At 32.4% G+C, this 21,864-nt stretch carries 20 protein-coding genes; 7 read left to right on the top strand and 13 right to left on the bottom strand.

The features are described 5' to 3' along the window. Positions 1–52 precede the first annotated feature (52 nt). From ACI5KZ_RS11090 to ACI5KZ_RS11080, 3 genes are all read left to right on the top strand, one after another. Positions 53–1,102, top strand: coding sequence for a nucleoid-associated protein (locus tag ACI5KZ_RS11090; RefSeq protein WP_406847658.1), 1,050 nt, complete (start codon positions 53–55; stop codon positions 1,100–1,102). Between the two features lie 82 nt (positions 1,103–1,184). Next, entirely contained in the window at positions 1,185–2,765 is a 1,581-nt protein-coding gene (locus ACI5KZ_RS11085; RefSeq protein WP_406847657.1) for a phytoene desaturase family protein, read from the top strand. 143 nt (positions 2,766–2,908) lie between these two features. Beyond that, positions 2,909–4,564, top strand: coding sequence for a serine hydrolase domain-containing protein (locus ACI5KZ_RS11080; protein WP_406847656.1), 1,656 nt, complete (start codon positions 2,909–2,911; stop codon positions 4,562–4,564). On the opposite strand, the gene lipB is transcribed toward ACI5KZ_RS11080, so the two are convergent. Genes lipB through ACI5KZ_RS11065 form a run of 3 tightly spaced genes read right to left on the bottom strand, consistent with a single transcriptional unit; the run spans position 4,565 to position 6,294 of the window. After that, entirely contained in the window at positions 4,565–5,281 is a 717-nt protein-coding gene (lipB, locus tag ACI5KZ_RS11075; RefSeq protein ID WP_406847655.1) for a lipoyl(octanoyl) transferase LipB, read from the bottom strand. A 13-nt stretch (positions 5,282–5,294) separates the two neighbouring features. Beyond that, positions 5,295–6,089, bottom strand: coding sequence for a hypothetical protein (locus tag ACI5KZ_RS11070; RefSeq protein WP_109308697.1), 795 nt, complete (start codon positions 6,087–6,089; stop codon positions 5,295–5,297). Between the two features lie 46 nt (positions 6,090–6,135). After that, the gene (locus ACI5KZ_RS11065) at positions 6,136–6,294 is read right to left on the bottom strand and encodes a YqaE/Pmp3 family membrane protein (RefSeq protein WP_109308696.1); all 159 of its coding nucleotides are present in this window, start codon (positions 6,292–6,294) and stop codon (positions 6,136–6,138) included. A gap of 142 nt (positions 6,295–6,436) precedes the next feature. On the opposite strand from ACI5KZ_RS11065, the gene lysS reads away from it, so the two are divergent. The 4 genes from lysS (at position 6,437) to ACI5KZ_RS11045 (ending at position 12,735) form a co-directional block, all read left to right on the top strand. Further along, on the top strand, positions 6,437–8,137 hold the full coding sequence (gene lysS, locus ACI5KZ_RS11060; protein ID WP_406847654.1) for a lysine--tRNA ligase: 1,701 nt from the start codon (positions 6,437–6,439) through the stop codon (positions 8,135–8,137). A 225-nt stretch (positions 8,138–8,362) separates the two neighbouring features. Beyond that, the gene (locus ACI5KZ_RS11055; protein ID WP_406847653.1) at positions 8,363–10,852 is read left to right on the top strand and encodes an alpha/beta hydrolase family protein; all 2,490 of its coding nucleotides are present in this window, start codon (positions 8,363–8,365) and stop codon (positions 10,850–10,852) included. Positions 10,853–10,972: 120 nt separating this feature from the next. After that, the gene (locus tag ACI5KZ_RS11050; RefSeq protein WP_406847652.1) at positions 10,973–11,500 is read left to right on the top strand and encodes a YceI family protein; all 528 of its coding nucleotides are present in this window, start codon (positions 10,973–10,975) and stop codon (positions 11,498–11,500) included. Between the two features lie 56 nt (positions 11,501–11,556). Then, a complete protein-coding gene (locus tag ACI5KZ_RS11045) occupies positions 11,557–12,735 on the top strand; it encodes a M28 family peptidase (protein WP_406847651.1) in 1,179 nt (392 codons plus the stop codon). A gap of 78 nt (positions 12,736–12,813) precedes the next feature. Here the strand turns inward: ACI5KZ_RS11045 and ACI5KZ_RS11040 are convergent, their stop codons facing one another. The 10 genes from ACI5KZ_RS11040 to rpsM form a co-directional block, all read right to left on the bottom strand. Continuing rightward, entirely contained in the window at positions 12,814–13,728 is a 915-nt protein-coding gene (locus tag ACI5KZ_RS11040) for a dimethylarginine dimethylaminohydrolase family protein (RefSeq protein WP_406847650.1), read from the bottom strand. A gap of 108 nt (positions 13,729–13,836) precedes the next feature. Then, positions 13,837–15,123: a citrate synthase gene (locus tag ACI5KZ_RS11035; RefSeq protein ID WP_109308690.1), complete on the bottom strand. Its 1,287-nt coding sequence runs from the start codon at positions 15,121–15,123 to the stop codon at positions 13,837–13,839. Positions 15,124–15,309: 186 nt separating this feature from the next. After that, positions 15,310–16,602: a phosphopyruvate hydratase gene (gene eno / locus ACI5KZ_RS11030; protein WP_406847649.1), complete on the bottom strand. Its 1,293-nt coding sequence runs from the start codon at positions 16,600–16,602 to the stop codon at positions 15,310–15,312. Between the two features lie 80 nt (positions 16,603–16,682). Beyond that, entirely contained in the window at positions 16,683–17,786 is a 1,104-nt protein-coding gene (gene carA, locus ACI5KZ_RS11025; RefSeq protein WP_109308688.1) for a glutamine-hydrolyzing carbamoyl-phosphate synthase small subunit, read from the bottom strand. Between the two features lie 95 nt (positions 17,787–17,881). Further along, the gene (locus tag ACI5KZ_RS11020; protein ID WP_406847648.1) at positions 17,882–18,586 is read right to left on the bottom strand and encodes a hypothetical protein; all 705 of its coding nucleotides are present in this window, start codon (positions 18,584–18,586) and stop codon (positions 17,882–17,884) included. Between the two features lie 86 nt (positions 18,587–18,672). Beyond that, a complete protein-coding gene (gene rplQ, locus ACI5KZ_RS11015) occupies positions 18,673–19,152 on the bottom strand; it encodes a 50S ribosomal protein L17 (RefSeq protein WP_109308686.1) in 480 nt (159 codons plus the stop codon). Positions 19,153–19,210: 58 nt separating this feature from the next. Further along, positions 19,211–20,203, bottom strand: coding sequence for a DNA-directed RNA polymerase subunit alpha (locus ACI5KZ_RS11010; RefSeq protein WP_109308685.1), 993 nt, complete (start codon positions 20,201–20,203; stop codon positions 19,211–19,213). A 21-nt stretch (positions 20,204–20,224) separates the two neighbouring features. Then, positions 20,225–20,830: a 30S ribosomal protein S4 gene (gene rpsD, locus ACI5KZ_RS11005; protein WP_406847647.1), complete on the bottom strand. Its 606-nt coding sequence runs from the start codon at positions 20,828–20,830 to the stop codon at positions 20,225–20,227. Between the two features lie 174 nt (positions 20,831–21,004). Further along, positions 21,005–21,388, bottom strand: a complete 384-nt coding sequence (gene rpsK / locus ACI5KZ_RS11000) for a 30S ribosomal protein S11 (protein WP_109308683.1) — start codon at positions 21,386–21,388, stop codon at positions 21,005–21,007. Between the two features lie 101 nt (positions 21,389–21,489). After that, positions 21,490–21,864, bottom strand: a complete 375-nt coding sequence (gene rpsM / locus ACI5KZ_RS10995) for a 30S ribosomal protein S13 (protein ID WP_109308682.1) — start codon at positions 21,862–21,864, stop codon at positions 21,490–21,492.

The raw sequence follows: 21,864 nt of genomic DNA, 5'->3' as shown, positions 1-21,864 counted from the left end.
CCTTAACTTTTTCTATCAAAATGCTTAGTATTGCAGTCTTAATATTCAGAACATGATTTCACGTAAAAACGCTTCTATTTCAAAATGTATTATTCATAAAGTGGGTAATAAACACAACAATACAAAAAATGCTTTTTCTGAAAAAGAAGTACATTTTGACGAAGCTAGTTACGAGCTAATGTTGCCGTTTTTATTAAGACCTTTTAGTTCTGTTGTTCAGTCTTACCGGTTTAATCATCATGCTGATATTTCATTAAATGAAATTAACACCTATAGTTCTCAACTGTTTTCTGAAGATGATGTCTTTGTTGAAACTTCAAAACACATTGTAAAACATTTGTTCGAGCAATCTAATTCGGCTCAAATAAAAACAGGAGATGTGCTAATAGTTATGTTTGAAGGTATTGAATTCAACGAAATTACCACCAATGCTTTAGGGATTTTCAAAATTGAAAACAAGGTCAATTTCTTTCAAACCTATTTAGAAAATAATAGTTACGATGTCTTGGTACAAAAAGGTATCAACTCTAAAAAAGTGGATAAAGGATGCTTAATTTTAAATCAATCTGATACTGAAGGCCCAATTATTTTAAGTGCAGATAATAACAATTACGATGCGCAATATTGGACCAATCACTTTTTAAATATTAAATATGCCGATGATGCTAACAATCATACACAGCAATATATCGAGTTGTGTAAAGATTTTTCTGAAGACATTTTGAAAATATCTTATGGCAACCAAGAACAAAACACGTTTTTAGCTAGAACCATAGATTTCTTCAAGGAAAACGAAACCATAAATGTAGAACGTTTTAAAGACGAAATCTTTGAAGAAGACAAACACAAAACTCTTTTTGACGATTATAAAAAAACCTTTGAAAGCGAACAAGACATCCTAATTAGAAATCAATTTGATGTTGCTGAAGCTGTTGTAAAAAAAGAAAAGAAAAAGATTAAAACCGATATAAAACTTGATACCAACATTCAAATAAAACTTGATATAGATGCTCCTGAAGCATCTAGCGAATATTTAGAACGAGGTTACGATGATGAGAAAAAAATGCACTTTTATAAAGTGTTTTTTAATACTGAAGGATAATTTATTGCTTTACAAAAATTGTAAATTAAAGTTTTAAAAAATAAGTTCCGTCTATTTTGTATTTTGGTTGAAAATAAACTCCATGATACAATCCTACAAGCAAAAACCACTTTTACAAGACACTTACCACACCATTATTATTGGATCTGGAATGGGTGGACTTGCAACTGCAGCTATCCTAGCAAAAGAAGGTCAGAGAGTTTTAGTTTTAGAAAGGCATTATACAGCTGGAGGTTTTACACATGTTTTTAAACGCAAAGGCTATGAATGGGATGTTGGCATCCATTATATTGGAGAAGTCCAAAGGGAAAACAGCATGCTAAAAAAACTGTTTGATTATGTAAGTGATGGCGAATTGAAATGGGCTGATATGGGTGATGTTTACGACAGAGTTATTATTGGAAATAAACAATATGACTTTGTTAAAGGAGTGAAAAACTTCAAAGCAAAAATGATTTCCTATTTCCCTGAAGAAGAACAAGCCATAAATACCTATATCGATCTGGTTTTTAAAGCCGTTAAAACTAGCAAAAACTATTACATTAGTAAAGCCATTTCACCATTTTGGAATACCATTTTTGGAAAATATTTAAAAAAACCATTTCATAAATATTCAGATAAAACCACTTATGACGTATTAAGCTCATTAACTAAGAACGAAGAATTAATAAAAGTTCTAACTGGTCAATATGGCGATTATGGATTACCTCCTAAAGAAAGTAGTTTTTCCATGCATGCATCTGTAGCAAGACATTATTTTGATGGTGGAAATTTTCCTATTGGAGGCTCTTCACAAATTGTTAAAACCATTGATCCGGTTATCGAATCTGCAGGAGGCACCATTCTGGTGAGTGCAGAAGTTAATAATGTTATAATTGAAAAAAATAAGGCGATTGGTGTCAAGATGAAAGATGGGAAGGAGTTTCTAGCAAAAAACATTGTTAGTAGCGCAGGAATTATTACAACTTACAATAAAATATTACCTGAGAGTATCTTAAAAAAACATCAGTTAAATAAACAACTACAAAAGGTAAAGCCATCAGTAGCACATGTTAGTCTATATATTGGATTAGAAGGGTCTCCTGAGGAACTCCAAATCCCCAAAACAAATTATTGGATTTACCCTGAAAATGGCGATCATGACACATGCGTAAAAAACTATTTAGAAGATTTGTCCAAACCTTTTCCTGTAGTATATATGTCCTTTCCATGCGCTAAAGATCCAGATTGGTCAAACCGTTATCCTGGAAAAAGTTCTATTGACATTATTACTTTGGTGCCTTACGAAACCTTTGAAAAATGGTCTGATACCTCCTGGAAAAAAAGAGGTGACGATTATGAAACCATTAAAGAAAACATAGCGCAACGCTTGTTAAATGAATTATACAAACAGTTACCACAAGTGGAAGGAAAAATAGCCTGTTATGAATTATCCACACCACTTACCACTCAGCATTTTGTTAATTACCAAAAAGGAGAAGTTTACGGATTAGCTCATGGCCCTTCCAGATTTAGACAAACCTTTTTAAAACCAAGAACACCTATTAAAAACTTTTATCTTACAGGTCAAGATATCGTAACAGCTGGTGTTGGTGGAGCATTATTTTCTGGAGCATTAACTTCAATGGCTATTATTGGAGAAAACGTATTAAAAAAGATCTAATTATCTCCTTTAAAAAAGCATTTGCTATTTAATAATAATTGTAGATAACTTTAATACAGTAGATATTTCATACCTTTAACTCTACCTCCAAATTTACCCTGCATTCTAATCCACTGACACCTATTAACTAACAACCAACTAGTATGAAGTATGTTTATTTATTTGTTTTATTTAGCATTGGATATATTTACTCTCCAACCATTCAAGGGCAAGTTATCGATCTCAACCATATAGAATCTAAAATCGATGCTTTGATTCCAAAAACAGTTAACGACACCACTCCAGGATTAGTAATTGGGATTGTTCAGAATGGAAAACTCATTTTCAGTAAAGGTTATGGATTAGCAAATATGTCTTATCATATTCCTAACGATTCGAAAATGCTGTACAATATTGGTTCGGTAAGCAAGCAATTTCTTGGTTATGCATTTGCCATGATACAAATTGAAGGGAAAATAAACATAAACGATCCAGTTAGTAAATATCTTGAAGATTGGCCAGAATTTGACCAACAAGTGACCATAAAACACCTACTCTCACATACCAGTGGTTATCGAGAAGCTTACACGATGTCTGGTCTTTCTGGTAGAGACATTGGGGTAGATCGGCTTTCTAGGGAAGAATGCTTGGAAGTAGTTAGAAAGCAACCAGAACTTGAATTCGAACCTGGTTCTAGCTATACATACAATAGCACTGCTTGGGTAATCTTAGCTGAAGTTTTTGAGAAAGCAGTTGGCGTATCTGCAGCAGAATGGGTGAAATTAAACATTCTGAAGCCTTTAGATATGAAGGACACACAAATAGAAACTTATGTTGGGGAGGTCATGATTAATGCGGCTGAATCTTACTCCTATAGTGAAGATAAAGGTTACACAAATGAAAAAAGTAATCGTGCTATTTTTGGTGCTGCTGATGTTAATACGAGTGTTCAAGATATTACAAAATGGATAACTAATTATAGTAAGTCAATGCTTGGTGGAGATGCTGTTAATAATTTATTTCTTGAACCATTTGTCTTAAATAATGGTATTAATTCAGGATATGCTTTGGGCATTAATGTTGGATCCTATCGTGGATTAAAAAGATATAGACATACAGGTGGACATGAAGCTTTTATTACGCAATTAAGTTATTATCCAAATCAAGATACAGGTATTTTTACTGTTTCAAATTTTGGTGGAAAAGGTATCATTTCAACTACTAAAATTGCTGATCTTTTGTTAGAAGAATTCATCATCGACACTGATTATAAATATAAAGGAATCACCATCGAAAAAGAAAAGTTAGAACAATTAACTGGACTTTATTTAGCATCTACCCTAAACCAAACTATTAATTTAACCTTGATTGAAGATACACTTTCCATAAATGGCAGAACAAAACTAATTCCTGTTAAGTCTAACACTTTTCAAATAAATGGTAGTGACGAGCAAATTATAATTGATACTCTTCCTAGTGGAAAAACTCAATTAACGGCTTTAAAAACCAATTCTAAAGACATTTTCGAACGTGTAGAATCTTGGGTCCCAAACCCAGAACAGTTAACTAATTTTGAAGGTGACTATTGGAGTGATGAATTAGAAACCCTATATCATATTCAGGTTGTAAATAATCAGTTAGTTGTTCAACATCGTTGGAATGAAGACATCTCTTTAAAACCTATCTCAAAAGATTTTTTTGCAACAGATTATGGCATGTATGTAAAATTTAACCGTAATAAAAAAGGTGAGGTATCTGAATTAAGTATTTATAGTGGGCGTACTTTAAATGTGATATTTAAAAGAAATAAAATTAGATAGTTAAACAGTTGCTTCTTGTTTTACAATTTCAGCTTCAAACAAAACAGCAAAATGCTTCAATAATTTATGCTTCACTTCTACTTCATTCACTTCTTGTTTACCAAGTTCCACATGAAGAGACGTGACCGCTTTTCCTCGAATTCCACAGGGAATCATGTTATCAAAATAACCTAAATTAGCATTTACATTTAAAGCAAAGCCATGCATGGTAACCCAACGACTAGCACGAACTCCCATTGCACAAATTTTTCTAGCAAAGGGTGTTCCTACATCTAACCAAACACCTGTTTCACCCTTGCTTCGTTCAGCTTTTAAGCCATATTCTGCCAATGTTAAAATAATCATTTCTTCTAATAAGCGTAGGTATTTATGAATGTCTGTAAAAAAATTTTCTAAATCAAGAATAGGGTAACCTACAATTTGTCCTGGACCGTGATAGGTAATATCTCCTCCTCTATTTACTTTATAAAAACTGGCTCCTTTAGCTTTAAGCTGCTCTTCATTTATAAGTAAATTACTCATATCGCCACTTTTTCCAAGTGTATATACGTGAGGATGTTCTACTAACAGAAAATAATTAGTCGTTTCAAGATTAGCATCTTCCCTTCTGTTTTTTATTTTAGTATCTACAATACTTTTAAATAACGATTCTTGGTAGTCCCAAGAATCTTTATAATCTTTTAATCCTAATTCTTGTATTTTAATTGTTTTATTCAAAATCAACTTTTATTTAATCATTTAAAATAACATTTAATGTGGCATTTTCTGGAGATTTTATCATTTCTAAAAAATTCATTTTAAGTGTCACTGTTTTCTTATCGTTACTAATTTCTGCCTTAGTATTTGAAACCGATTTAATGGTTTTAGGAAAATGATAAATCAAGGTATAAGTCATTCCTTCAAAAGTATCCTTAGATTCTCCCATTTGGCTAATCTCGGTATTTAATGCCTCTATATCTTCTGACGAAGGTTTGTAATTTTCACTTAGGGCCCTAGAAAATGTTTTTCCATCATAGGAAAAATCGACATATTCCAACAGGTTCTTGGCAGATTTTGCTACAGCACTTTGTTCCATTTTGGAAAACTGAGCATCATCTTTTGAGTTAAATTCTTTTGCTTGTTCAATTTTCTCTAAAACATCGGGTAACTCATCAAGGTTTTTAAATGTTGAACCAAAACCAAAATCAAAACTACCAGTTGCTTCATCCATTTTAATCCTCATGACTATGGTTTCAAGTGATTGTAATTTATCTTGTTCTATTTGAGATAATTTAGAAATACTGTCTGATTTTTCAGCCAAGATATCTTTAAAATACACAATACTATCTATCTTTTCTTTCTTATCATTTTCATTTCCTTCTTTATCTCCACCCATTTTTTCGAGGGTTTTCATAACTTCACTCAAGTCGTAATTCATGATAAATTCTCCAGATCCATCTGGTTGAAATGTAATTTCTTCAGTAAAATTACAGCCTGTTAATGCAAACGCTAAAAGACCCACAAGTAAAACAAAAAAACGAGACATAAGTATTCTTTTAAGAAAGTTGTTTAAGAATACAAAGATACAATTTTTAAGACTTCGGATTATTCAATATTACTAAAGCTGCAATAACTCCTGGAACCCAGCCACAAAGCCAAAGTAAAAAAACAATTATTATCGAGCCACAACCTTTATCTATTACTGCTAAAGGTGGACAAAAAATGGAAAGTAAAACACGCCAAAAACTCATGTGATTATTTTTAATTGATGAATATACTTATTAGTACAAAAACAAACCTATTTGTTACAAGAATATTTTCCAATATAATAAATTGATATCCTAACTAATAGTAATTATCTTTGTAGCTTCAAAAAATTACAACTCCATATATATGTCGCAATTATCAGAACAAGAATTAGTACGCAGAGACAAACTGTCAAAATTACGCGAATTAGGTATCAATCCATATCCAGCAGATTTATTTCCTTACAACCACACTTCAAAACAGGTGAAACAGGATTTTTTTGAAGGCAAGAAAGTGATTGTAGCTGGACGTTTAATGTCTCGTAGAATTCAAGGTAATGCTAGTTTTGCTGAACTTCAAGATAGCGAAGGTAGAATTCAAGTGTATTTTAATAGAGATGAAATCTGTTCTGGAGATGACAAAACAAAATACAATACTGTTTATAAAAAACTTCTAGATATAGGAGATTTTATTGGTGTTGAGGGAGAATTATTCACAACTAAAGTAGGAGAAAAAACCGTTAAGGTAAAAGACTTTGTTATTTTAAGTAAAGCCCTTAGACCTTTACCCTTACCTAGAACAGATTCCGAAGGTAATGTCCATGATGCTTTTACAGATCCAGAATTACGTTACAGACAACGTTATGCAGATTTAGTAGTGAATCCTCATGTGAAAGAGATTTTTATAAAGCGTACCAAACTTTATACAGCCATGCGTAGTTTTTTTAATAATGCTGGCTATTTTGAAGTTGAAACACCTGTTTTACAACCCATTCCAGGTGGTGCAGCAGCCAGACCTTTTATAACACATCACAACAGTTTGGATATTCCTTTATATATGAGAATTGCCAACGAATTATATTTAAAACGTTTAATAGTTGGTGGTTTTGAAGGTGTTTATGAGTTTTCTAAAAACTTCCGAAACGAAGGCATGGACAAAACTCATAACCCAGAGTTTACGGCCATGGAAATTTACGTAGCTTATAAGGATTACAACTGGATGATGGACTTCTGCGAACAACTTTTAGAACATTGTGCTATGGCTGTAAACGGAACCACTAAAGCTACTTTTGGCAAACATGAGATTGACTTTAAAGCACCTTATGCTCGAGTAACCATGGCAGATTCTATCAAACATTTTACAGGTTTTGATATCACTGGTAAAAGTGAAACCGAAATAAGGCAAGCTGCAAAAGACCTTGGGATTGAAGTAGATGACACTATGGGTAAAGGCAAGTTGATTGATGAAATCTTTGGAGAAAAATGTGAAGGCAACTATATCCAGCCAACCTTTATTACAGATTATCCTAAAGAGATGAGTCCGTTATGTAAAGAACACAGAGAGAATCCAGAATTAACTGAACGTTTTGAACTAATGGTTTGTGGAAAAGAAATAGCTAATGCCTATTCTGAATTGAACGATCCTTTAGATCAACGCGAACGGTTTGAACACCAATTAAAACTAGCAGCCAAAGGAGATGATGAAGCAACCGAGTTTATTGATCACGATTTTCTTCGTGCTTTAGAATATGGAATGCCTCCAACTTCTGGAATGGGAATTGGAATGGATAGACTCGTTATGTTTTTAACTAACAATCAATCTATTCAAGAAGTGTTGTTTTTCCCTCAAATGAGACCAGAGAAAAAACCATTGGCTATTAGTGAAGATGCCAAAGCTGTTTTAGAAATTTTAAATAAAGTTGAAAAATTAGAATTAAACGATTTAAAAATTAAATCTGGTTTATCTAATAAAAAATGGGACAAAGCCATTAAAGACTTAACAAAAAACAAAGTTGCTAAAGTAGAAAAAACTGAAGAAGGTTTGTTTGTGGAAATAATGAATAAATAGACTCTAATATAAAATCATACAATATTTAATAAAGGATTTACTTAACTGTAAATCCTTTTTTGTTTTGATTGATAGTAGATGTTAATATAAAAATTGTCACATTTTATCCACTTTATTTCTTATTCATTACAAGAATAAAGCAACAACACCTAGAACAATTTAAGTGATAATCAGTATATTAGTGCTTATATATTTTAACTAACAACAAACACTTAAACCTTAAATATGAAAAAATTAGTTTTTATACTACCATTCCTCATTTTCTTTGGCTTAATAAACACCCAAGAATCCTTCGCACAGGAAATAAATACAGATGAAGACTCCAATGCATGGAAGTCTCCTGATGATGACATTCTTAAAATTCTTTATGCGCCACAATTACCTAGAACATCCACGTCTCCTGCAAGTACACATATGATTCTTACAGATCCAATTTATTACCCTAGTTTATCAGAATTAGCTGGACCTATGCTAAAGCTTGCCGGAACCCGTGTAAACCCAAAAAACAATTACTACCATGGTAGGCACGGAGGTACTTCACCAAGAATCATCACAATAAAAGATGGTAAAACAGTACCCATTAATATTCCAAAGGATGCTGAAGTTATTTCAACAGACTGGACAGTTGATGGTGAGCGTTTTGCTTTGTCTGTAGGATTTGAAGACCGAATTGAATTATGGCTAGGTGATATTAGTGGTCGAGTAGAAAAAGTATCAGGTATCATTCTTAATCCACTCATGGATCAAGCCGTAAAATGGTTACCAAATCAAGAGCAAATTTTAATTAGAAACATTAACAATCGTGGTGCTGTTCCAGAAGAACCATCGATTCCAAATGGACCTATGATTCTTGAAGATGCAGGTGCATCTGCACGATCAACTTACGAAGCTAGAAACCTTCTTGAAACTTCATATGATGATGACCTATTTAGTTATTACACACAATGTGAGTTGGTAATTTATGATACAAAATCAAAAAAATCTCAAGTTATTGGACCATCGGCGTCTTACATGTCTGCAGATGTATCTCCAGATGGAAAATATTTGTTGGTAGAAAGATTAAAAAAACCTTGGTCGCATGAAGTGGCATGGTGGCGATTTGCAAATGATGCTGAAGTATGGGATCTTAAAGGCAAATTAATAAAAACTGTAGTCAACCAACCTGTTGCTAACGAAGTCCCTATACATGGTGTTATTACTGGACCAAGAAATGTTTCTTGGCAACCAACAGCACCACATACTTTGTTTTGGACAGAAGCATTAGATGGTGGGAATCCAGTAGCAGAAGTAGAATACAGAGACAGACTTATGAGTTGGGAAGCTCCATTTAATAACAAACCTAATGAAGTATTTAAAGCAGAACATCGTATACAAGGGACTATGTGGGGACAAAAAGACGGAATGCTTATGGTTTACCAAAGAGAGCGCATGAAAAGATGGCGTTATGTCTGGCTGCTGGATGTTAATAAAGGTAGTTCCAAGCTTTGGTTTGATCTAGATGAAAACGATCGTTACAATGATCCAGGTTATCCGCTTTTCACACAGTTGGATAATGGTAAATATGTATTTAAAGTAGAAGATGGTTCTATTTATTTCCGTGGAAGTGGTGGGAGCGAAGATGGAGATCGTCCTTTTGTAGACCAGCGAGACATTGAAACTGGACAAACCCAAAGAATATTCCGAAGTGAAAAAGACAAGTATCAGTATTTTATAGACTTTGCTGCAGATTCTAACACTTTCATTATGAGTTCTGAATCTACTACAGAGGTGCCTAATTTATATTTAGCAACATTTGGAGAAACCATTGTTGCAGATGCTGGCGAAAGTACCAGAACAATAACAAAACATCCTATTACAACATTTAAGGATCCAAGTCCTGAATTACGACAGATAGAAAACAAGATTGTAAAATACCAAAGGAATGATGGTGTCGAATTAAGTTTTCAATTGCTTTTACCTCCTGGATATACCGAAGGAACCAGATTGCCTACCGTTGTTTACGCATACCCTTTAGAATATTCTGGTGGCAAAACAGCTGGACAAGTTAGAGGGTCCTCCAATCGGTTTATGAGAATATACGGTCCATCTCACAAATATTTTTTAATGCGTGGTTATGCTGTATTAGACAATACTGCCATGCCAATGATTGGTGATCCTGAAACAGTTTATGACACGTTTGTTCCACAATTAGTAGCAGATGCAGAAGCTGCTGTTACAAAAGCTATAGACATGGGTATTGCAGATCCTGATAGAATTGGCATTATTGGTCACAGTCATGGTGGTTTAATGGTTGCTAATTTGTTAGCACATTCTAATTTATTCGCTGCTGGAATTGCACGAAGTGGTTCATACAATAAAACAAATCAACCATACGGGTTTCAAGGTGAACGACGTTCACTTTTTGAAGCAACACAGTCTTATATTGACTGTTCTCCTACATTCTTTGCCGACAAGGTCAATGAACCTATTTTAATTATCCATGGAAATGATGATTCAAATCCAGGAACCCTGACTTTTCAGTCTGAAGTGTTTTATGAGGCAGTAAGAGGCTCAGGAGGAACTGCTAGATTGGTTTTGCTACCATTTGAAGATCATGGTTACAGAGCAAAAGAATCGATCGAGCATGTATTGTGGGAACAAATTAATTGGTTTGACAAGTATGTTAAAAATCGTGATACAAAAGTACTTGAGAAAACAAATACAGAGAAGCCTTAAATAGAAGTAGATTTTGATTTAAAAAAAACATTTAACGAAATAATAAGAAAGGAATTACAGAGATGTAGCTCCTTTTTTTTAAATTTATAGGAAATGTCACATTCTTTAAAACCCATAATCATGAAGAAATCACATATTATCATATTATTAATCAGCTTTTTAATTTTTAACTTAACTAAAGCTCAAACAATTGACACGTCCAATTCAAAAATTGAATTTAAAATAAAAGGTGGTCTTATTTTTAATGTAAAAGGCACATTTAAAGGCATGGAAGGAGATTTTAATTTTAATGAAGATGATCTTGAAAACTCAAGTTTTGATATTTGTATAGATGCAGCAACAGTGAATACAGACAATGAGAAACGTGATAATCACTTGAGAACTGAAGATTTTTTTTATGTAGAAAAATATCCAAACATTTGTTTTACATCAACGTCTGTAAGTGCTAATGGGAAAGATTATATTACAACAGGAGATTTAACCATGCATGGAGTTACTAAAACAATAGATATTCCTTTTAAATTTTCTAACAACACTTTTAGAGGATCTTTTGACATTGAAAGATTAGATTATAAAATAGGCGAAGATACTGGTACTCTTACAGTTGGAAGCACAGCAGATGTGACTATAATTTGTGTAATAAATTAAAAAAATTCTTTGTAATTCGGTTTTTTCGCTTATTTTAGCATTCCAAATCTAATTATATGAAACATTTTTACTTAAGTATTAAGTTATGCCTACTTGTATTGTTTATAAGTGCACCTACTTTTTCACAGACCTTTAATTCTTATTATGGAGACATTGTTAGCAATGTATCTCAAACAAACATTACAAACGATTTAACGACGTTTGAAAATTTTGGCGAAAAGAATGTTAATTCTTCAAGAATTACAAATGCTCAAAACTGGATTACTGCTCGATACGCAAGTATGGGCTACACCAATGTAGATTTACATCAGTTTTCCTATTCATCTGGCACAAAAGTAAGTAACAATATTATTGTTACTAAAACCGGAACAACTTATCCAAATACCTATGTCATTATTGATGCTCATTACGACACTATAAATGGACCTGGAACAAACGATAATGGCTCTGGAACCGTATTATTGTTAGAACTTGCTAGATTACTAGCTAATGTACCAACAGAATACTCTATAAAATTTATTCACTTTAGTGGTGAAGAAGATGGATTATGGGGAAGTAAACGTTATGTATCTCAAGTTGTAAACCCACAAAACCTTGATATTAAACTAGTATTTAATATCGATGAAGTTGGTGGTGTTGCAGGAATGACAAACAATACTATTGTTTGCGAAAGAGACCAAGGTTCTCCTTATTCTAATAATGCAGCCTCTTCTGTGGTTACAGACCAATTGGCTACTTGTATAGAGCTATATTCTAATCTAAACACTGATATTTCTTATGCATATGCTTCAGATTATATGCCTTTTGAAGATAATGGTGAAGTAATTACAGGTTTGTATGAATATAACGAAACAACCCATGCACATACTGCAACCGATTTATTAGTGAACATGGATCCAGTATATTTATATGAAGTAACTAAAGGTTCTTTAGGTGCTGCCATGTTTTTTGCTCAAGTTGATTTCAATACGTTAAATACTGAATCTTTTGTTTTAGATTCAAATATTAATATGTATCCAAATCCTTCAAAAGGGCAGGTAACTATTTCTTTTAATGCTGTTCTAAATGATTCAGCTAATTTTAAAGTTTATGACATTCTTGGAAAACAAGTTTTTCAAAAATCTATTACACAGCAACAAGCTACTTTAAATCTAGAACATTTACCAAGTGGCGTTTATATGGCTGTTTTTGAAGTTGGAAATAATAGAACTTCTAAGAAATTGATTTTAAATTAATATAATATATTATTCACAAAAAAAAAGGTCTTCTAGTGAAGACCTTTTTTTTTGTGCTTTATAATTTCGTTAAGGTAATTATTCTCTTATTAGAGGTAAGGTAGAACAGCGCAATAAGCCTTCTTGTTTCGCTATTTCAGCATAAGGAACTTCTTCAACTGTGATACCGTTTTCCCTCAGCCAAGTGTTTAATCTGGTAAAATTCTTTTCAGAAATCACCACATCTTCAGCAATAGAAAACACATTACTATTCATATGATACATTTCTTCTCTTGTAATATGAAACAAATTTTCTCTGCCAAACAAGTTTACCAAATACATATAATCGCTTTCTTCTCTAAACCCACTTTTGTAAATAATACCTTTATCTTTTCCAACTGGTTGAAAACAGCAATCTAAATGTAAGGCATTATCTCTTGGTTCAATTTTAGATTTTACCAAATCGAATTCTTTAACAATTTTATTTGGAAACAAATCTTTAATATATTGAACACCTTCCATATTGGTTCTAGCAGTTATATAGTTTTTATAATCGCTTCCTTTATAAGTACCAATAAAAATATGGTCGTTCCACAGCATTACGTCACCACCTTCAATATGTACTTCTTCTGGAGGTCTAACTACTTTTTCTGGATTAATTTGATCAATAATAAATTGAATAGCCTCTAACTCTTCTTCCCGATTTGGTAGAATATTAGCTTTTACAAATACATCATCAATTACAAAAGCTATATCTCGAGTAAAGATTTGGTTACAATCTTTAATCAATTCTGGTCTAAAGACCTTAATGTTGTATTTCTTAAAAATATTTGCAACAGCTTCCATCTCTAGAACCATATCTGCTTCTACAGGATAAGTTCCTGCTTTTATATGTTCTAAAGATTTAGGGTCGTATGCTTGATCTTCAGTTGGTGTAGGCCCATTGCTTTTAGCTGTTCCCAAAACAACTGCTCTTAATCTAGAAGTTTCGTTATTTACGTTTAATTTAATCATAATGTTACAAACCTATAATTTATTTAAGTAACTCATTTAATATCCAATTGAAGATAATAAAAAAAAGCTCCATTAAAAAAATGAAGCTTTAGTATTATTATATATCATTTAGCGCTTATTGATAGCTTTAAAAGGTCTTAAAGTTTCGCCTACATAAATTTGACGAGGACGACCAATTGGCTCATTATTTAAACGCATTTCTCTCCATTGAGCGATCCAACCTGGTAAACGACCTAATGCAAACATAACTGTAAACATATCTGTTGGAATACCCATAGCTCTGTAAATAATACCAGAGTAGAAATCGACATTTGGATATAGTTTTCTATCAACAAAATATGGGTCTTTTAAAGCTTCTTTCTCTAAAGCTTTAGCAATATTTAAAATAGGGTCTTCAACGCCAAGGTCGTTTAAAATTTCGTCGGCAGCTTTTTTAATAATTTTTGCTCTTGGATCGAAATTTTTATAGACTCTATGTCCAAAGCCCATTAATCTAAATGGATCTTCTTTATCTTTAGCCTTAGCCATGAATTTATTTGTATCACCACCATCTTCTTTAATAGCTTCAAGCATTTCTAGAACCGCTTGGTTAGCACCACCATGAAGTGGACCCCAAAGCGCAGAGATACCTGTAGAAAGCGAAGCAAATAAACCAACATGAGAAGAACCTGCAATTCTTACAGTTGATGTAGAACAGTTTTGTTCGTGGTCTGCATGAAGAATCAATAATTTATCTAAGGCATTTATTACAATTGGATTGAATTTATATTCTTCATTAGGTAACTTAAACATCATTTTTAAGATATTTTCAACATATCCTAAGTTTTTATCGCCATAATCTAAGGGTAAACCATTTTTCTTTCTAAACGTCCATGCTACCAATACCGGAAATTTTCCTAGTATCTTTACAATAGCTTTATACATGTCTTCTTCAGAATTTACATTTACAGAAGAAGGGTTAAAAGCCGTTAGTGCACTTGTTAGAGATGCAATAACACCCATTGGATGAGCAGATTTTGGAAAAGCATCTACTATTTTGCGAACATCCTCATCTACAACAGATTGAGCTTTAATATCTGTATGAAATTTATCAAGCTGCTCTTTGGTTGGCAGTTCTCCAAAAATTAAGAGAAATGCAACTTCTAAAAAGTCAGCTTTTTCAGCAAGTTCTTCAATAGAATATCCACGATATCTTAAAATTCCTTTTTCTCCATCTAAAAACGTAATTGCGCTTTCACAAGACCCTGTATTCTTGTAACCTGGGTCTATTGTAATAACACCATCCGTAATTCCTCTTAAGTTTTTGATATCTATGGCAACTTCTTTTTCAGTTCCCTCTATTAATGGGAATTCGTATTTTTTGCCTTTAATTTCTATTGTAGCTTTATCTGACATATATTGTAAAAATATTATTGTAATTTATTGTAGTTTCTAACTTTACGAATTTACGAAATATCTAACGATTAATAAAGCTCTTAACAAAGGTTTTGCTAATAAAAATATTGACAAAATTGATAGTTAAAAAGAAAGCGATTATCCATCTCTAGATAATCGCTTTTTTAATAAATGTATAATACATTTTTACTTAATCTTAAATGCTTTCTTTCCAGGAAAATAAGCCACTTCATCTAACTCTTCCTCTATTCGTAATAACTGATTGTATTTAGACATACGATCACTACGAGATGCAGAACCTGTTTTTATTTGTCCGCAATTTAACGCCACGGCTAAATCTGCTATGGTGTAATCTTCTGTTTCTCCTGAACGATGAGACATGACAGATGTATATCCAGCATTATGCGCCATGTTTACAGCTGCAATGGTTTCTGTAAGTGTTCCTATTTGGTTTACTTTAATTAAAATAGAATTGGCAATTTGGTTGTCAATTCCTTTAGATAAACGCTCTACATTTGTTACAAATAAATCGTCTCCAACCAATTGTACTTTATCACCAATCTTATCAGTTAAATATTTCCAACCATCCCAATCGTTTTCATCCATACCATCTTCGATAGAAATAATTGGGTATTTTGAAGCTAATTCGGCTAAATAATCAGCTTGTTCTTTACTGGTTCTTACTTGACCTTTATCTCCTTCAAATTTGGTGTAATCGTATGTTCCGTTTATATAAAATTCAGCTGCAGCACAATCTAAAGCAATCATAATATCTTCACCTAATGTATAGCCGGCATTTTCTACTGCTATTTTAATAGTATCGAGAGCATCTTCTGTACCTCCTGCTAAATTTGGTGCAAAGCCACCTTCATCACCAACTGCTGTACTAAGACCTCTATCGTGTAAAACTTTTTTTAGATGATGAAATATTTCAGTTCCCATTTGCATGGCTTGTGTAAAGTTTGCAGCTTTTACAGGCATAATCATAAATTCCTGAAAAGCAATTGGAGCATCACTATGTGAGCCTCCATTAATAATGTTCATCATTGGCACTGGAAGCGTGTTAGCACTTACGCCACCTACATACCTGTATAATGGCATGCCTAATTCGTTAGCAGCAGCTTTTGCAGCAGCTAAAGAAACTCCCAAAATAGCATTAGCTCCTAATTTTGATTTGTTAGATGTTCCATCTAAATCGATCATGGTTTTATCAATTAGGTTTTGTTCGAAAACAGATGTTCCAAGTAATTCTTGCGCAATGATGGTATTGACATTTTCAACAGCTTTTAAAACACCTTTTCCCATGTATGCATTTCCACCATCTCGTAACTCTACAGCTTCATGTTCTCCAGTTGAAGCACCTGATGGTACAGCTGCTCTTCCCATGATTCCATTTTCAGTAATGACATCTACTTCAACAGTTGGGTTTCCTCTTGAATCTAAAATTTGTCTGGCGTGAATGTTAATAATAATGCTCATTCTTAATATTTTAAAAGGTTTTGATAATTGTTTCTTTATTTAAAAACCTCAAGGAATTAAATCTTCTTTGAGGTTTTAAGTTACTTATTTTTTATGTTTTCTATAAACTGATCGAACAAATATGAAGAATCATGTGGTCCAGGACTTGCCTCTGGATGGTATTGTACAGAAAAGCAATTTTTGTTTTTAATACGTATCCCAGCTACTGTATGATCGTTTAAATGAACATGAGTGATTTCTATGTCTGAGTTTTTTTCTGCTTCTTCTCTATTTATAGCAAAACCATGATTTTGAGATGTAATTTCTCCTTTACCAGTTAATACATTTTTTACTGGATGATTAATTCCTCTATGACCATGATGCATCTTATATGTTGAAATTCCGTTTGCTAAAGCAATTACCTGATGGCCTAAGCAAATACCAAATAAAGGAAGATTTCTTTCTAAAATTTCTTTTGTTAAAGTTCGTGCAGCTTCTAATGGTTCTGGGTCTCCTGGTCCATTAGACAAAAAATATCCATCTGGATTAAAAGTACTCATTTCTTCAAAAGTTGCATTATAAGGAAACACCTTAATATAAGCGTCTCTTTTAGCTAAATTTCTAAGAATATTTGTTTTTATACCAATATCAAGAGCAGCAATTTTATAAGTCGCATTTTCGTTCCCAAAATAATATGGCTCTTTCGTTGAAACTTTAGAAGCTAATTCTAAACCATTCATCTCTGGTACTTCAGCTAATTGTGCTTTAAGATCTTCTAGGTTATCAATGTCTGTAGAAATAACAGCATTCATAGCACCATTTTCTCTAATATATGTAACCAAAGCTCTAGTATCTACATCTGATATAGCAAATAAATTATTTTCATTCAAAAATTCTTCTAATGAAGCATCGGCTGCATCTCGTGAATAATCGTAACTAAAATTTTTACAAATCAATCCTGATATTTTGATTGAATTTGACTCTACTTCTTCTTTATTAGTTCCATAATTTCCAATATGTGCATTGGTAGCAACCATTAACTGTCCAAAATATGACGGGTCAGTAAAAATTTCTTGATAGCCTGTCATACCAGTGTTAAAACAGACTTCACCAAAAGCAGTTCCAGGTTTTCCAATGGCTTTTCCATGAAAAATGGTTCCGTCTGCAAGTAGAACTATGGCTTTTTCTCTTTTGTTGTATTTCATCTTAAAAAAAAGGTTTTGCAAAATTGCATAAAAAAAAGGATAAACTAAAATGTTTATCCTTTTTTATGATTTCTTTATTAAAGAAAACTATAATATTAAAGTGTATTATAATATTTTAAAATCTTTCTTAGATCGTTAATATTTTTAAAACTTAAATCATTCTCTTTGGCATAATCTTTTAATGCGTCTTTTTTATCTGAATCTAACGTTTTTAAAATAGAAGATTTTTTAAGTTGAATAAGCTTTAGAGTTTCATTATCTGCTGTATAAAAGTATTTTTCTTTTATTATCAGCTCATCATCAGTAGTTTTTTGGTGAGTTAATGGGTTATAAATACCTTCTTTTATTGCTGTCTCATATTTTCTTAAAATAGTTCCTGATTTGGTTACGACTAATTCTTCAAAGTAAGAATTTCTTTGAAATTCATTATCTAGATAGCGTTTAAATGTTCTCCCATCCAAAACAACTTTTTCAATGTTTTTAGGGTTAAAAGCTAATATAGAATCTTTAGAGAATTTAGACTCAAAACGTTCTAATCGTACATTATAATTTAGCGTATTAAACTTATATGCTTTATTGTCTTTAGTATAAATTAAAGCATTAGTAGATTTCCAAGAATCAAACAAATATGGTGAACCTTTTATAGTTCTTGAGCTTTCAGAGTTTGTAACCCAGATTCCATCATGACCCATGATTCCTTTTGAATTTGTAAAAGTATTTTCTGCAGCGATGTTTACACCTGCTTGAGAGAATATAAAATTAGTTGTTAATGCTAATATGAAGACTAAATATTTATTCATTGTTTAAAATTTTAAGTTGCAAATATAAAAAAAGGATGGACTTAATAAGTCCATCCTTTGTTAATTAACATAAATTAACAGTAATATTATTCCTCTTCGTTGGAAGCTTTAGTTTCTGCTACAGGAGCAGTGGTTTCAGATGCTTTAGAGCCACCTCTTCTACTTCTTCTAGTTGTTTTCTTTTTAGCTTTATCAGCATTATAGATTTCGTTGAAATCAACTAATTCTATCATTGCCATATCAGCATTATCACCTAAACGGTTACCAAGTTTAATAATTCTTGTATATCCTCCTGGTCTATCTCCAACTTTTACTGCTACTTCTCTAAACAATTCGGTAACTGCTTCTTTTTGTCTTAAACGTGACATAACAATACGTCTGTTGTGAGTCGTATCTTCTTTAGATTTCGTTACCAAAGGCTCTACAAATTGCTTCAAAGCTTTAGCTTTAGCTACTGTTGTATTAATACGTTTGTGCTCTATTAAAGAACAAGCCATATTAGCTAACATTGATTTTCTGTGAGCTGTTTTTCTACTTAAGTGATTTATCTTTTTTCCGTGTCTCATGACATTTGTTTTATCATCTTGCTACCAAACTCGATATCGAGGAGCAAAATATGATTAATTAATCTTTATCTAATTTATATTTTGACAAGTCCATTCCGAAATTAAGTCCTTTAACGTTTACTAGCTCTTCAAGCTCTGTTAAAGATTTTTTACCGAAGTTACGGAACTTCATTAAATCGTTTTTGTTAAATGACACTAAGTCTCCTAAGGTATCAACTTCTGCAGCTTTTAAACAGTTAAGTGCACGAACAGATAAATCCATATCAACTAATTTAGTTTTCAATAGTTGTCTCATGTGAAGAGATTCTTCATCATAAGTTTCTGTTTGAGCAATCTCATCAGCTTCTAGAGTAATTCTCTCATCTGAGAATAACATAAAGTGATGGATTAATGTTTTAGCCGCTTCTGTTAAAGCATCTTGAGGCGTAATAGAACCATCTGTTATGATTTCGAAAACTAATTTTTCGTAATCTGTTTTTTGTTCTACACGATAGTTTTCAATACTATACTTAACATTTTTTATTGGTGTGTAAATTGAATCTGTAAAGATAGTCCCAATTGGTGCTGAAGCTTTTTTATTTTCTTCTGCTGGCACATAACCTCTACCCTTTTCAATTGTAATCTCCATATTAATATTTACTTTAGGGTCTAAATTACAGATAACTAATTCTGAATTTAACACTTGGAATCCTGAAATAAACTTTTGGAAATCACCAGCTGTAATTTGATTTTGTCCTGAAATAGAAATGGAAACAGACTCGCTATCAACATCTTCTATTTGTCTTTTAAAACGTACTTGTTTTAAATTTAAAATAATTTCAGTAACATCTTCAACGACACCTGCTATTGTAGAAAATTCATGATCTACACCTTCCATTCTAACTGATGTTATTGCAAACCCTTCTAAAGAAGAAAGTAAAACTCTTCTTAGAGCATTTCCAACTGTTAATCCGTAACCTGGTTCTAAAGGACGAAATTCGAATTTCCCTTCAAAATCAGTTGAATCAATCATGATTACTTTGTCGGGCTTTTGAAAATTAAATACTGCCATATTTGCTTTTTATATCAGTTATTATTTAGAGTATAATTCGACGATGAATTGCTCGTTTATGTTTTCTGGAATTTGAATTCTTGCAGGAACAGAAACATAAGTTCCTTGCTTTAATTCGTTATTCCATGTAATCCATTCGTAAACTGCACTTGAATTTGATAAAGATCTATCGATAGCTTCAAGCGATTTAGATTTTTCTCTTACAGAAACGACATCTCCAGCTTTTAATTGATAAGAAGGGATGTTTACGATTTCTCCATTTACTGTAATGTGTCTGTGAGATACTAATTGTCTTGAGCCAGATCTAGAAGGAGAAATTCCCATTCTAAATACAACGTTGTCTAATCTAGACTCACAAAGTTGTAACAATACTTCACCTGTAATACCAGGAGCAGCAGTTGCTTTTTTAAACATGTTTCTGAATTGCTTTTCTAATACACCATAAGTATATTTTGCTTTTTGCTTTTCCATTAATTGGATTGCATATTCAGATTTTTTTCCACGACGCTTGTTTGCACCATGTTGACCTGGAGGATAATTTCTTTTTTCAAAAGATTTATCTTCTCCAAAAATAGCTTCTCCAAATTTTCGAGCTATTTTAGTTTTAGGACCAGTATATCTTGCCATTTCTTAAATTGAGTTATGAGAGTGATTATGAATTAAGGTCTTAATCTTATCCTTCGATAACCGTTAATCTCTCGTTGATACTTGTTAATTATTTTTTCAGAGTGCAAATTTACATATAAAAAATTAATATCAACTATTAAAAATAGCTGATATTAATTCTATATAAAAAATAAATTATACACGTCTACGTTTTGGAGGACGACATCCATTATGTGGTAATGGAGTAACATCAATAATTTCTGTTACTTCAATTCCTGCATTATGAATTGAACGGATAGCAGATTCTCTACCATTTCCAGGTCCTTTTACATAAACTTTTACTTTCTTTAATCCTGCTTCTTGTGCTACTCCAACTGCATCTTCTGCAGCTAATTGAGCAGCATAAGGGGTGTTCTTTTTAGAACCTCTAAATCCCATTTTACCAGCAGAAGACCATGATATTACGTCTCCTTTTTTATTGGTAAGTGAAACAATAATGTTGTTAAAAGAAGCTGTAATGTGTGCTTCTCCAACAGCGTCTACTACAACTTTACGTTTTTTAGTACTTGACTTTGCCATATCTAATTTTAGTTTTTAGTAATAGTTAATAGTCGCTAGAATCCTAAACCGTTAAATTTCAAACAGATTCTTTCCAACGTCTAAAGACTAAAGACTATTTGTTATTTAGTTGCCATTTTTTTGTTGGCAACAGTTTTTCTTCTACCTTTTCTAGTTCTAGAGTTGTTTTTAGTACGTTGCCCTCTTAATGGAAGCCCAGCTCTATGACGAATCCCTCTGTAACATCCAATATCCATTAATCGCTTAATGTTTAATTGTGTTTCAGAACGTAATTCTCCTTCAATAGTGAAAGAACCAACAGCCTCACGAATATTACTAATTTCGTCGTCTGTCCAATCTTGAACTTTTGTACTTTCTTCAACTTTAGCTGCTGCTAAAATTTCTTTTGCTCTACTTCTACCTATTCCATAGATATAAGTTAAGGAAATTACTCCTCTTTTGTTTTTTGGTATGTCTACACCTGCAATTCTTGCCAT

Origin of the sequence: Xanthomarina sp. GH4-25 (assembly GCF_045363175.1) — a bacterium.
Lineage (GTDB): Bacteria > Bacteroidota > Bacteroidia > Flavobacteriales > Flavobacteriaceae > Xanthomarina.
The sequence above is the reverse complement of the archived record's forward strand: the minus strand, read 5'-3'. Positions and strand labels throughout refer to the sequence as shown.

Bases quoted from the DNA above. Each gene is read 5' to 3' on its own strand.
- ACI5KZ_RS11090 (WP_406847658.1), top strand. From the start codon at position 53: ATGATTTCACGTAAAAACGCTTCTATTTCAAAATGTATTATTCATAAA.
- ACI5KZ_RS11085 (WP_406847657.1), top strand. From the start codon at position 1,185: ATGATACAATCCTACAAGCAAAAACCACTTTTACAAGACACTTACCAC.
- ACI5KZ_RS11080 (WP_406847656.1), top strand. From the start codon at position 2,909: ATGAAGTATGTTTATTTATTTGTTTTATTTAGCATTGGATATATTTAC.
- ACI5KZ_RS11070 (WP_109308697.1), bottom strand. From the start codon at position 6,089: ATGTCTCGTTTTTTTGTTTTACTTGTGGGTCTTTTAGCGTTTGCATTA.
- ACI5KZ_RS11065 (WP_109308696.1), bottom strand. From the start codon at position 6,294: ATGAGTTTTTGGCGTGTTTTACTTTCCATTTTTTGTCCACCTTTAGCA.
- lysS (WP_406847654.1), top strand. From the start codon at position 6,437: ATGTCGCAATTATCAGAACAAGAATTAGTACGCAGAGACAAACTGTCA.
- ACI5KZ_RS11055 (WP_406847653.1), top strand. From the start codon at position 8,363: ATGAAAAAATTAGTTTTTATACTACCATTCCTCATTTTCTTTGGCTTA.
- ACI5KZ_RS11050 (WP_406847652.1), top strand. From the start codon at position 10,973: ATGAAGAAATCACATATTATCATATTATTAATCAGCTTTTTAATTTTT.
- ACI5KZ_RS11045 (WP_406847651.1), top strand. From the start codon at position 11,557: ATGAAACATTTTTACTTAAGTATTAAGTTATGCCTACTTGTATTGTTT.
- ACI5KZ_RS11040 (WP_406847650.1), bottom strand. From the start codon at position 13,728: ATGATTAAATTAAACGTAAATAACGAAACTTCTAGATTAAGAGCAGTT.
- ACI5KZ_RS11035 (WP_109308690.1), bottom strand. From the start codon at position 15,123: ATGTCAGATAAAGCTACAATAGAAATTAAAGGCAAAAAATACGAATTC.
- eno (WP_406847649.1), bottom strand. From the start codon at position 16,602: ATGAGCATTATTATTAACATTCACGCCAGACAAATTTTAGATTCAAGA.
- carA (WP_109308688.1), bottom strand. From the start codon at position 17,786: ATGAAATACAACAAAAGAGAAAAAGCCATAGTTCTACTTGCAGACGGA.
- ACI5KZ_RS11020 (WP_406847648.1), bottom strand. From the start codon at position 18,586: ATGAATAAATATTTAGTCTTCATATTAGCATTAACAACTAATTTTATA.
- rplQ (WP_109308686.1), bottom strand. From the start codon at position 19,152: ATGAGACACGGAAAAAAGATAAATCACTTAAGTAGAAAAACAGCTCAC.
- ACI5KZ_RS11010 (WP_109308685.1), bottom strand. From the start codon at position 20,203: ATGGCAGTATTTAATTTTCAAAAGCCCGACAAAGTAATCATGATTGAT.
- rpsD (WP_406847647.1), bottom strand. From the start codon at position 20,830: ATGGCAAGATATACTGGTCCTAAAACTAAAATAGCTCGAAAATTTGGA.
- rpsK (WP_109308683.1), bottom strand. From the start codon at position 21,388: ATGGCAAAGTCAAGTACTAAAAAACGTAAAGTTGTAGTAGACGCTGTT.
- rpsM (WP_109308682.1), bottom strand. From the start codon at position 21,864: ATGGCAAGAATTGCAGGTGTAGACATACCAAAAAACAAAAGAGGAGTA.